This window comes from Pseudomonas sp. RIT-PI-o (assembly GCF_001297215.1).
Classification (GTDB): Bacteria; Pseudomonadota; Gammaproteobacteria; order Pseudomonadales; family Pseudomonadaceae; genus Aquipseudomonas; species Aquipseudomonas moraviensis_A.
Genome location: NZ_LHPA01000020.1, coordinates 66,500 through 79,067, shown reverse-complemented (window position 1 = coordinate 79,067; position 12,568 = coordinate 66,500). Strand labels below are relative to the sequence as shown.

Annotated in this window: 8 protein-coding genes; 3 read left to right on the top strand and 5 right to left on the bottom strand. The window is 60.9% G+C overall.

Features of this window, described 5'->3' with window-relative positions; genetic code table 11:
- Positions 1-59 precede the first annotated feature (59 nt).
- Positions 60-4,019 (top strand): type III effector 1, encoded by a 3,960-nt coding sequence (locus AEQ63_RS28610; RefSeq protein WP_161806071.1) that lies wholly within the window; start codon positions 60-62, stop codon positions 4,017-4,019.
- Between the two features lie 66 nt (positions 4,020-4,085).
- Here the strand turns inward: AEQ63_RS28610 and accC are convergent, their stop codons facing one another.
- From accC to gcbA, 5 genes are all read right to left on the bottom strand, one after another.
- Complete coding sequence (gene accC, locus AEQ63_RS09180; RefSeq protein WP_024011424.1) at positions 4,086-5,441, bottom strand: acetyl-CoA carboxylase biotin carboxylase subunit; 1,356 nt, start codon at positions 5,439-5,441, stop codon at positions 4,086-4,088.
- 17 nt (positions 5,442-5,458) lie between these two features.
- Positions 5,459-5,917, bottom strand: a complete 459-nt coding sequence (accB, locus tag AEQ63_RS09175) for an acetyl-CoA carboxylase biotin carboxyl carrier protein (RefSeq protein ID WP_016771862.1) — start codon at positions 5,915-5,917, stop codon at positions 5,459-5,461.
- Positions 5,918-5,941: 24 nt separating this feature from the next.
- On the bottom strand, positions 5,942-6,397 hold the full coding sequence (aroQ, locus tag AEQ63_RS09170) for a type II 3-dehydroquinate dehydratase (protein WP_042608903.1): 456 nt from the start codon (positions 6,395-6,397) through the stop codon (positions 5,942-5,944).
- Between the two features lie 253 nt (positions 6,398-6,650).
- The gene (locus tag AEQ63_RS29260) at positions 6,651-7,694 is read right to left on the bottom strand and encodes a methyl-accepting chemotaxis protein (protein ID WP_442965704.1); all 1,044 of its coding nucleotides are present in this window, start codon (positions 7,692-7,694) and stop codon (positions 6,651-6,653) included.
- 954 nt (positions 7,695-8,648) lie between these two features.
- Positions 8,649-10,319, bottom strand: coding sequence for a diguanylate cyclase GcbA (gene gcbA, locus AEQ63_RS09160; protein ID WP_064362982.1), 1,671 nt, complete (start codon positions 10,317-10,319; stop codon positions 8,649-8,651).
- A gap of 415 nt (positions 10,320-10,734) precedes the next feature.
- On the opposite strand from gcbA, the gene AEQ63_RS09155 reads away from it, so the two are divergent.
- Entirely contained in the window at positions 10,735-11,802 is a 1,068-nt protein-coding gene (locus AEQ63_RS09155; RefSeq protein WP_064362981.1) for a DUF2333 family protein, read from the top strand.
- Positions 11,803-11,805: 3 nt separating this feature from the next.
- Positions 11,806-12,363 carry an NUDIX hydrolase gene (locus AEQ63_RS09150; RefSeq protein ID WP_042608899.1) on the top strand — a complete coding sequence of 186 codons (558 nt, stop codon included), beginning with the start codon at positions 11,806-11,808 and terminating at the stop codon, positions 12,361-12,363.
- Positions 12,364-12,568 lie beyond the last annotated feature (205 nt).

Genomic DNA, 12,568 nt, shown 5'->3' with positions numbered 1-12,568 from the left:
GCGCGGTTGCCGACAAATAGAGTGAAAGCTCATTTCTACGCAAGAACGGGCTGGACGATATGGCGGGTGAACAAGCGATTGTAGAAGAAAAACCACCGGAAGCCGCTGCGCCCACAGGAACGGCCCAGGAGATTCTCCTGCGGATCACGCGTTGGCAGGTGATCATCGACAAGCGCCTGAGCAGTCAGCTGACCTTATTGGAGGCCATGGAAGATTTCGCCTTGACCGAGCTGCGCGGTCATTACCCGCACGGCAATATTGATCCGGGGTTCGTGCTGGCTGTGCTGGATGCGATCCTGCAAAAAATCATCGACGGCAAACCGCTGATGTACCTGGCGATCCGTGACGCTCCGTACCGCTGGCCGGGCGCTGCTGATCGGGGATTGCCGCCCGGCCATCGCCAAGCGGTCATCCAGACCGTGGACAGCGTTTCTGTGCATTTCCTTGAGCAATACAAAAAATACCTGCGAGCACACTGGGACACCAAAGGCCAGGAGGCTGCGTTCGATCAGTTGGTCCTGCGCAAGTTGCGGCGTTACGTCGACGACATCGACGCGCTGTTCCACCCGGATCGTCTCGCGGAACTGACGCCGGATCGATTGCGCAGGCAGATCGAAAAGGTTCAGGAGCGAGGCGCGCGCCGCTATCGGTTGACCGCGCTGGCAACGGGCGCGGAAAAGAAGCGGCTCGAAGCGCAGTCATACGCGCAGTTGCCACATTGGTTGCGAGTGCTGAACGACCCGGAGCGTGCGAGGTTGCGCGGTTATCAAGAGCAGACGTCGCTGGCCCGGGCAGCGCTCGATGATCTGCTGGAAGGCTACGGTTCGTTGCGCGCCTATGCCCGGCAACAGGCGCTTGACTACATCAGGCTCAAGCTCGACATGGAGGTGGAGCCGGACCGGATCGACGTCCGCCTGAAATGGCGTTCAGCGGTCGGTGAGCCGACACAGAACCGCAGTCTGAGCGAGTTGCTCGCGGCGGGGCCGATCGGGACTGATTTCGCTACCGTCCTGGAAGTCACCAGTGCTCCTTCGCGACGCAATCAGCCGCTGGAACCGGCATTCATCGCCGACATGCTGGCCGGCCAGGATTATCCGGTCGGCTACCTGCGCGCCCTCACCGGACAGTATGAGCGCGAGGATGTACAGAAAGCCTTGATCGACTGGTTTATCGCGCGACTCAGGCAAAGCGCGTTCGTTGCGCGTTGTGCGGGGCATCTGGCGGTTGACGACCATGATCGTCTCGAATCGTTGTGGGCCGGGGAGGCCATGGATGAATCCTTGCGCGTCGCCGCACTGGCGTTACCCAATGGCATGCAGTGTGCCGACTTTCTGGTGTTTTACCGAGAAAAGGCTGCACCAGCGGTAACTGATCTGCTGCTGTACGCGCCAAACAAACCAGACGGCCAGGAGTGGGTGCGCCTGCCTTCGCTGGCGGCATTGACCGGAGAGGTCTGGGGCTGGACGCAGAGCGAGTCCGGTCGCGAATACCTTTTGCAGCAGCTTTCCCCCACTGCCCATCGTCAAGCCCGTGAGTATCTGGTCGCCGTGGCTGCCGACCCTGGCCGGTGGGGGATGAGCAGTGACATCCGGCGTGCGCCCTTGCTGTTCGCTGAATGCGTCGACGCGGCGGTGAAAATGGGCCTGGCGAAAAACCTGCAGCAGGTTGAAGAGGACAACTCGCTTCGCTGGTCCTCGACGCAGGCCCCGGATGCGCGCCGACGCCTCAGCAGCCTGAATCAGGAGCTGGTTGTCCATCAGCAGGTCTTCAATGAGTGGCTGGGCGGTTTCGAAGTCTTTGTCGACTTCGCCAGGCGCACGGTTGCCGCAGAGATCGCGCCTTATATGCGCAGCAAACAGGTACTGGAACCGGTCGACCCGGCCACCGTGTTGATCGATTACAGCGCCGGCATCGTCGATCGCAGGAAGCAATCGGTCGCCAGCCTGCTCGACCTGGCGATCTACGGCTACGACGACAACGCCGGTATCGACCATCCGAAGAAAGGCGTGCGCTCCTCCGTTGGTCAGGATTTGAGTCAGGTGCGCAGCGCTGATCTGGCGCTGTATCTGCGCCGGGCGTGGCTGGGTGAAAAGTATGCCAGCGAGATCCGCAGCAGGTATCTCGACGCTCGCGATGCTGCCTATGAGCCGCGTCGCTTCGCCTACCGTAACGTGCTGCTGTCGAAAATGGACCGTGATTTGCGCGTCGCCAGAAGTCAGGCGCGGTTAAGCGACGCGGTTTATTCGGCGCTGGTCCGTCAGGTATCGCTGTTGAGTCAGCTGCCAGCGGCGGGCCAGCCTTTGCGGGGCGCGAGCATGGTCAGCAGTGACGGTGTTTTCAGATTCACCGTGCGCAGCCACGTTGTGCTTGGGGTCTACGTTTTCACCTGTTTCGATCCCGAACCGTCCTGGTGGCTGTACACGCCGGATGCTCCCGATGATCTGACGCTGCGCCCGTATCAGTCACTGCATGGCGACATCGCCGGTGCATTGCATGATTATCTGCTCGCGCGCACGCCGGTTGCTGCGCGCAACACTGTTTCGCGTGCCCTGTATGCGATAGCGGCAAGAAAACAGCGCGTCGATACGCTGTACGAAGCACAGCGCGTGAGTGATGCGCGCAGCGAGTTCAACGCCTACATCGAGCGCACCGTCACGGATGTGGAGGACATCACAACCAGCCGGGCAGAAATGATCGAGAGACAGGTTGTCAAAGGACTGATGTTCGGCGCCGCACCGTTTTGCATGGTGTTTCCACCCTTTGCCTTGCTGCTGGATGTCGTGTTCATTGCCGTCAGCGCCGGTCAGGCCGTCGCGGCGCATCTGGAAGGCGATGTCGAGGGCGCGCTCGGCCACTGGCTCGAGGCATCGTGGGGCGCCCTGTTTGCCATGGTCGGCGCCGGCGGTACGGTCAAGCTGCTCGGGCGTTCGGTCAGCAATCTGAAGCACACGATGCGACCGGTCTCATTGCTCACCGAGCGTCTGAGCAGCGTGGCTCCTGTTCGCAAGGAAACGCTGCCGGCGGTTCGCGAGGTGCGTTTTCATGCCAGACAGGCCGTCAGCAGAAAGCCGAATGATTTGCAGCAGGTCACTGAAGAAGGTGTCTTTTTTGGCACATGGCGCAGTCCGCCCATGACTCCACAGGCTCAACAGACCTATTACATCCGCAACAGGGGCAAGTATTTCCAGGTCAGGGAAAACCCGCATTTCGATGGTCTCAGCCTGGTCGATGCTCGGCGGCCCGCAGCGATTTATCAAAAACCGGTACGACTGACCGCGAGCGGCAAATGGACGCACGATCGCGTCGGGTTGCGCGGCGGCGATGATCAGGTGCGCAATCTTGGCCATGTGACCAATCTGCGCAATGCGTTTCCCGGGCGCGTCGAGCCGGTGCTTAACCGTGGCGCGTTGCAGGGCGAAGCGCTGGTGGCGAAGTTTGTCGCCGGCTCGCGGGACAATTACCTGTTTTCGCTGAATGCGCAAACCTGCGTGATTGCCTCGATCTACAACCCGACGACAAAGGTCGGCGCTGTCATTCATTTCGATCACAACATTCGCACGCTGATCAAAGACACGGTCAAGGATACGATGGCGCGTCTGGGAGGCTCGAGCAAAGATGTTCGGGTCACGCTGGTCGGCGGTGACTGGCTGACCGGGACCGACATCGGTGGGACGGTCAGGACAGTATTGCGTCAAGAGGGGCTGAAGCCGACGTGGGACTACTGGTCGTATTCTTCCTGTCTGGGCAATAACTATGCAGTGTCGTTGAATCTCGATAGCGGTGTTTCGACCGTGTTCAAGACATCCGCCAGTCAGGTTGAACGCATGTATTCGCCGGTTTTGCAGCGGGCGAGCCATGCCAGCGATCCGGTGTCCAGACGCGCACAGGTATTCATGGAGCGGTTTCGGCGAAAGCCGTTGCACGAGGATGCCTCTGGCGCCGTGGTCGACCAGAACGGGCGCCGGGCAACTCCCGAGATGATTCAGGAGCAGGCTTTTACCTTGGTATCGATGAACTGATGCGCTGGCTTAAGGCATAAAAAAACCCGATCCGCAGGGATCGGGTTTTTTCACGCCAAGTCAGTCTTACGACTGCTTGGCCAGCTTGTGCTCGAGGTAGTGAATGTTCACACCACCTTTGCAGAAGCCTTCGTCACGAACCAGATCACGGTGCAGCGGGATGTTGGTCTTGATCCCGTCGACCACGATTTCGTCCAGGGCATTGCGCATGCGTGCCATGGCTTCGTCGCGGGTTGCGCCGTAAGTGATCAGCTTGCCGATCAGCGAGTCGTAGTTCGGTGGCACGGCATAACCGCTGTACAGGTGCGAATCGACGCGGACGCCGTTGCCGCCTGGGGCGTGGAAATGCTTGACGGTGCCCGGGCTCGGCATGAAGGTCTTCGGATCTTCAGCGTTGATCCGGCACTCCAGCGAGTGACCGCGGATGACCACGTCATCCTGAGTGAACGACAGCTTGTTGCCAGCGGCGATGCTGAGCATCTCCTTGACGATGTCGATACCGGTAACCATCTCCGAAACCGGGTGCTCCACCTGAACACGGGTGTTCATTTCGATGAAGTAGAAACGACCGTTCTCGTAGAGGAACTCGAAGGTGCCGGCGCCACGGTAGCCGATGTCGATGCACGCCTTGACGCAGCGAGCCAGGACTTCCTGACGGGCCTTCTCATCGATGCCCGGTGCCGGCGCTTCTTCGAGAACCTTCTGGTGACGACGCTGCAGCGAGCAGTCGCGGTCGCCCAGGTGGATGGCGTGGCCCTGGCCGTCGGACAGGACCTGCACTTCGACGTGACGTGGATTGGTGAGGAATTTTTCCAGATAGACCATCGGGTTGCCGAACGCCGCGCCTGCTTCGGAGCGGGTCAGTTTCGCCGAGGCGATCAGGTCTTCTTCCTTGTGCACCACACGCATGCCGCGACCACCACCGCCACCGGCGGCCTTGATGATCACCGGGTAGCCGACTTCGCGACCGATGCGCAGCGCCGTCTCTTCGTCTTCCGGCAGTGGGCCGTCGGAGCCTGGAACGGTGGGTACGCCTGCTTCGATCATCGCGTGCTTGGCCGATACCTTGTCGCCCATCAGGCGGATGGTGTCGGCTTTCGGGCCGATGAAGGCGAAGCCGGAGTTCTCGACCTGCTCGGCAAAATCGGCGTTTTCCGCGAGGAAACCGTAGCCTGGGTGAATGGCGGTAGCGCCGGTCACTTCAGCGGCAGCGATGATGGCCGGGATGTGCAGGTAAGACTGAGCGGCGGACGCCGGGCCGATGCAGACGGATTCGTCTGCCAGACCCAGGTGCATCAGCTCTTTGTCGGCCTTGGAGTAAACGGCGACGGTCTTGATGCCCATCTCTTTGCAGGCACGCAGAATCCGCAGGGCGATCTCACCGCGGTTAGCGATCAGAACTTTTTCCAACTTCGCAGTCATCAAAGGCTCTCCGCGGTTCAAACGATGGTGAACAGCGGTTGGTCGTACTCAACCGGCTGGCCGTCTTCGACGAGGATGGATTCGATCACACCGCTGGTTTCAGCTTCGATGTGGTTCATCATCTTCATGGCTTCGACGATGCACAGGGTGTCGCCTTTCTTCACGGTCTGGCCGACTTCAACGAAGGCTGGCGAGGTTGGCGAAGATTTACGGTAGAAGGTGCCGACCATCGGCGAACGGGCAACGGTGCCGTTCAGCGCGGGTGCAGCAGCGGCAGCCGGAGCAGCGGCGGCGACTGGCGCGGCAGCAGGGGCAGCGGCCGGAGCCTGCATCGGGGCTGGCGCGTAGTACTGCTGCGCCGGGGTCTTGCTGTGGCGGCTGATGCGTACGGACTCTTCGCCTTCCTTGATCTCGAGCTCGTCGATGCCGGACTCTTCCAGCAATTCGATCAGTTTCTTAACTTTACGGATATCCATGAATCATCAACTCCCAAGGGTCGGTCAGGGGCGTATAGCTTGGTGTTCAAGCTGCTCTAGTGCGGCCTCCAGGGCCAGTCGGTAACCGCTGGCGCCAAGGCCGCAGATCACTCCTACCGCTACATCGGAGAAGTAGGAGTGATGGCGGAAAGGTTCGCGCTTGTGCACGTTGGACAAGTGCACTTCGATGAATGGGATGCTCACTCCCAGCAGCGCGTCACGTAATGCGACACTTGTGTGCGTAAAAGCCGCCGGATTGATCAGAATGAAATCCACGCCTTCATCGCGCGCAGCGTGGATGCGATCGATCAATTCGTACTCGGCGTTGCTTTGCAGATGCAGCAGATGATGGCCGGCTTCACGGGCGCGACGCTCCAGATCCTGATTGATCTGCGCCAGGGTCGTCGACCCATAGGTCCCCGGTTCCCGGGTGCCGAGCAGGTTCAGGTTGGGGCCGTGCAGCACCAGTAGCGTCGCCATCTGCGTTGTCCTTGTTATCAATGAGCAGTCGTCAGAACCCGGCGACTATGCCGCAAAGCCTTTGTGACTGTCCAGTTCCATGCAATAGCCGGCACGATGGGCGATGTTTGCGCGAAATTTGTGACCATGAGTTCACATCCGGTCATTCTGCGGGATCGGCGGTGTCTGGTTTGACGCTATCGCGAGCAGGCTCACTCCTACATTTGGAATGCGTATCCCCTGTAGGAGTGAGCCTGCTCGCGATAGCGGTTTGTCAGACGCGGAAGGCTTGTACGGCGGTGTGCAGTCGGCCGCCGAGAACCAGCAGATTCTCGCCCTGTTCGCGCCCCTGGCCGATGCGCAGCAGGTTATCCCCACCCAGTTGATGAATGCGCTCGCTGTGATCGCGGATCTCGCTGACCGCGCCACTTTGCTGTGCGGTGACATCGGCAATGCGCACAGCCGTGTCGGCGATGGTCTGAATCGCGCCGACGATTTTATCCAGCGCACCGTCCGCCGCCTGCGCCTGACTGGCCGTGGCTTCGGCGTGTTCGACCTGGGCGCGCATACCCTCAACCGATTGTCGGGCGGCGGTCTGCAGGCCGGCGATCAGCGTCTGGATTTCCGCCGTCGCTCCGGCAGTACGCTGCGCCAGCGAGCGCACTTCTTCGGCAACCACGGCGAAACCCCGGCCCATCTCGCCGGCGCGAGCGGCTTCGATCGCGGCGTTCAGGGCGAGCAGATTGGTTTGGTCAGCAATCGAGCGGATCACCGTCAGCACGCCGCCAATAGTTGCCGACTCCTCGGCGAGGTGCTCGATCATCTGCGCATTGCCCTGAACTTCACCGACCAAAGCATGCAATCCGGTCAGGCTCTGGCCGATCACAGCCTGGCCATGCTCGACAGCCAGACCGGCATGACGGCTGGCATCGGCAGCCTGGCGGGCGTCGCCGGCCACTTGCTGAATGGTCGCCTCCAGTTCGCCCAGTGAGTCACGGATCAGCGCAGTATCACCGGCCTGATGCTCGGCGCCGCTGTGCAGGTCATTGCTCAGTTCGGCGAGGGTACGGCTGCTGCCCGCGACTTGCTCGGCGTTGCCGCGAATCGTGCCGACCAGATCCACCAGATAGGCGCGCAAGCGATTGAGCGAGGCTTCGATGTCGTGCAGTTCGCGGTTGGTCTTGCCCAGTTGGATGTCGCGACTGAAATCGCCTTCGGCCCAGGTCGACAATGCCGGGGCGAGGTTGGTCAGAGTGCGGGCGAGGCGCCGTTGCAAGGTGTCGATGAGCAGGGCGATCAGCAGAATCAGGCCGATCATCACGCCTTGCATCAGCCGCACTTCGCCCTGGATCTGCCCGTGTTGCGCGCGCACCACCGGTTCGAGGCCCGCAATGGCGTGTTGCACGCTGGCGATTTTTTCGTGGGTGGCGGCGCTGAGATCCGCGCGCTTCTGGATCTGCTCGCGAGTGCGCGCCAGTTCCGCCGGGTAGCGGCCGAGCAAGCTGTTCAGTTCGCGTTTGAGGCCGACACCGGCATCCTCGGCGGCGGCTTTATCAGTGTTCTCGATGCCCATGAGTGCGGCGAAATCGTCACTGTTCGATTCAGTGCGGGTGACCACTCCGAGCAAGGGCAGGGCGTCGATTGCCTGGGCCTCGGCGTGCATGCTGCCGACCTCGCGCTCGACATCGGCGGCGAGCTCACTGCGCCCGCTGCTCACCAGTTTGTCCCGCGCCAGCGACAATTTGCCCAGATGCTGCGACGCGGCGAGCAGGGGTGCGAGATAGGCGGCGTTGCCATTGGCGTAGGTGTTGAGCTGGTCGAGGCCGGCGCTGAGTTCGCGTTCTGCCTGCAACAGCAGGGCTTGCGGATCGCCGGCCAGTTTGCCGGCGGCGAGCAGGTCGGTTTTGCTGAATTCATCGAGGCTCGACAGACTTGGCTGCACGGTGTCGGCCAGCGCCGGGGGCAATTCACTCAGTTGCTTGTGCACGCTGTCGATGGCCTGGGCGGCGCTGCTCAGGCGCAGCGCGTCACCGCTGGCGAGGTAATCCTCGACGTTGCGCGCCACTTCATTCTGAAATTGCTGCGACAGCCCCAGGTACCGCTCCATCAAAAGATACGGACGTTCGAGGGCTTTTTGCGACCACCACAGCGTGGCGCCAAGGGCCACGCAGACGGCGACCAGCAGCAGAGTGTTGAGATTGGTGAGCAACTTCAGGCGCATGACGGCTACCAACGGCAGAAATGGTAAGCGCCTGAATTTATTGCGGTTCTATTACAGGGTTATGACCGAATCAGTGGATTCCGATGAAAAAGTGGCACTTTGCTTTGATTGTCTGGCGGTCTGCACCCGATTGCGTCCGGCACCCTTGGCGCGATACAGCGCCTCGTCGGCCTGGCTGGCCATCATCAGGCTGTCGGAGTCATCGCACATTTCCACCACGCCGGCGCTGAACGTGCACCAGAGATCCTGCGGCTGCGCCGGATAATGAATCTCGGCGAAGCGCTGGCGAATCTCGTCGAGGACTTTGTGCGCCGCGTCGATATCAGTGTCGGGCATGACGATGGCGAATTCTTCGCCACCGTAACGGCCGATGAAATCGGTCTTGCGCAAACGCTGCTTGAGGAACAGCGCCAGACTCTTGATCACACGGTCGCCCATCGGGTGGCCGTGGCTGTCGTTGACCCGTTTGAAGTGATCGATGTCGAGCATTGCAAAGCTCAGCGGCTTGTTCTCGCGGCGGGCGCGGAACGAGCAGTCTTCGAGCAACTGCAGGATATGCGTGTGGTTGTACAGCCCGGTGAGGCTGTCGCGGACCATCCGCGCTTTCAGATTGCGCGCGCGGGCGGCGCGGTTGCGCACCGTGGTGATCAAGTGCCGTGGCTTGATCGGCTTGGTCAAAAAGTCATCGCCGCCCTCGCTCATGGCGTCGAGCTGCTTGTCCAGATCGTCCTCGGCCGACAGGTAAATGATCGGCACGCTGACGTAGCGGTCGTTGTGGCGGATCACTTTGGCCAGTTCGGGGCCGGTGCAGGCCGGCATGTACATGTCGAGAATGATCAGGTCCGGCTGGAAATCCGCCAGTTCCGCCATCGCCTGAATCGGTTCGATCAAGGTGCGGGTGACAATCCCGGCGCTGTTGAGCAGGCGCTCGGTGTGCAAGGCCTGCGCGCGCGAGTCGTCGATGATCAGCACTTTATAGGGCTCGTACTGGGCGACGCAGGTCAGCACTTCGATTTTTTCCAGCAGGCTCGAAGCTTCGAGGGTGCCGGTGAGAAATTCTTGACCACCAGCGCGCACGGCGGCGAGACGGGTCGGGGTATCGGTTTCATGCAGGCTGAAAAACAGCAATGGAAGCTGTTCTTCGAGGCCGACCTGAGCTTCGGCGGCGAGTTTCAGGCCGATGCCGGGACCGCTGAAATCCACGTCCATGACAATCGCCGCGGGCAAGCGCTCGACCATCGACGAGCGAAACGCGGCGACGCTGTCCAGTGCCTGCGCGCTCAAACCGAAAAATTCCAGCTGCTTGGCCAGCCGTTCGGCGCGGTCGTGGTCTTGCAACATCACATAGATCGGCTTGCGCAGTGGCGGCAGGAAGGTCTGGTCGAGCTGATCGCCATGGCGCAGGCCGGTGCGCGACAGGCGCTGCATCAAGCGATTGAGATCGGTGATCAGGCCGCTGCTGAGACGGCCACGGTTGGCGTCCACCGCCTGCAGCGACTGGCCGATGTGATGCGCCAACTGCGTGTGTTCCGGCTGTTCGAAACGCTCGGCAAAACGCAGCAGACGCAGATTCGCCTCGCTCAGTTCGGCGAGGTCGACGGTGGACCACTCACTGCGTTGCAGGCGCTGCCATATCTCAAGAATCTGACGTGCCTGATGAATTACCCGCTGGGCAAAGTGGTGCTTGAGACGCTCACGGCTGGGGTCTTCTGGCTCGGTCATATCCTGACTACTAGTTAGGGTGCATGCTGAGATCGACTGGTGGCTCTATGCTAGCACCTCTTTTCCCTTAGACGAGTGTCGTACGTCAATAATCTGCTGGACGACACGATTCAGTTTCTGACCGGGTGGTTTTCTCACGCACTTGCGGGTCTGTCCGACGCCCGGAATCCGCACGTTCGACTTGAAAGGAAGGGCAGAACAGCCGGGAATTCTCCATCGTTGCGCGGACCACGCTCAGGTCAGGGTTCGCTGCATCGCAGGCATTGCCAGTATCAGGGAATCCCCTAGCGTGTCGCGAAGCGTCATCGGCCCCTACGATTTGCGGCTTATCGTTAGCGGCAGGTGCTAGGCCAAGGCACGTTGTTGTATGGTTGTGGTCGAACCGTTGAACCCAAGTGATTGAAAGGATATCGCCATGCTGGACTGGAAAAACCGCGCGGGCAGCGCGCCTGAACGTGCCGCCGAGCCCAAGTCGGCCACCCGCAGTTATGTCGGCGGGCTATTTTTCAGCCGGGCGCTGGCCACAGTGATTGGTCTCTACTTGCTGGTGACCATCGCGCTGGGCTGGTACTGGAGCCAGGAACCGGAGCTGTTTCCAGTGGCGCAAAATGCCCAGGTCGCTGCCGAGAAAGAAGGCAAGCAAATGGTGGTCGGCTACACCACCGTCGAAACCCTGAAAACCGTTGCCGGTACCTTGCTCAACAAGCCGGGCGGTTACATTTCCAACGATCGTTTCCCGCCGGGCCTGTGGATGGACAACACGCCGAGCTGGGAATACGGCGTGCTGGTGCAGGTGCGTGACCTGACCCGTGCCCTGCGCAAAGACTTCGCCCGTTCGCAATCGCAGTCGGCCGAAGACGCCGATCTGGCCAAGGCCGAACCGCGTTTCAACTTCGACAACAAGAGCTGGGTGCTGCCGTCCAGTGAGTCGGAATATCAGGAAGGCATCAACTCCCTGAGCCGTTATCAGGCGCGCCTGTCCGATCCGAATCAGAAAAACGCGCTGTTCTATGCCCGCGCCGACAACCTCAACAACTGGCTGGGCGACGTCGGCACCCGTCTTGGTTCGCTGTCGCAACGCCTGTCGGCCAGTGTCGGCCGGGTCAAGCTCAACACTGCGCTGAAAACCGAAGTCCCGGCGGTCGGCGAAGTGCCGCAGGTTGACGAAGAAGTCGTGGAAACCCCATGGATGCAGATCGACAACGTGTTCTACGAAGCACGGGGTCAGGCCTGGGCACTGTCGCATCTGCTGCGTGCCATCGAAGTCGACTTCGCTGATGTGCTGGCGAAGAAGAACGCCACCGTCAGCGTGCGCCAGATCATTCGGGAACTGGAGGCTTCGCAAGAGCCGGTGTGGAGCCCGATGATCCTTAACGGCAGCGGTTTCGGCGTTCTGGCCAACCACTCGCTGGTCATGGCCAACTACATTTCCCGGGCCAACGCCGCGGTGATCGATCTGCGTCAACTGCTCAATCAGGGCTGATACGTGAGCCAGACCCCCGGAGAGGCGGCCCATCGCGCTGCCTCGGATGCTGAACAGATTGCCTGGGTCGACGAGCACGACAACCTGCTCGGCGCCCTGGTGCGTTCCGATTTGCGCGAACGCGGGCTGATCGGTCGTGGCACCTACATCATGTTGTTCAATTCCGCCGGTGAGTTGTGCGTGCACCGGCGCACATTGAGCAAGGCGATTTATCCCGGCTACTGGGATGTTGCCGCCGGCGGCATGGTCCAGGCCGACGAAAGCTACGCCGAGTCGGCGGCGCGCGAGCTGGAGGAAGAGCTGGGCGTCAGCGGCGTCGAGCTGACCGCTCACGATCACTTCTACTTCGAAGACACCGGCAACCGATTGTGGTGTTCGGCGTTTTCCGCTGTATGGGACGGGCCGCTGAAACTGCAGCCGGAGGAAGTCCTCGAAGCGCGATTCATTCCCGTCGAACAGGTCATGCGGGAAATCACCGAAAAGCCTTATTGCCCGGACTCTCTGGCCGCATTGAAGCGCTATCTCAAGGCGCAGCAGAGCCCCGTCGCAAAGAACACATGAATTGGCGCCGATTGGCACTTAGCAATCGCGATTTTTGTCGTTACACTGCGCGACCTTTTCAAGCTGCACCGGATGGCTTGAGGTTGGCCTGCAGAGATTCAGCCCAGCGTTCATAGTTTTCCGATGCAGTAGCGCTGCCCCTGCCTGAGTGGGGCTTCGCGGTCGCTGACCTTGCCCAAGGTTGCGATCAGTCTTTGTCCTCCCG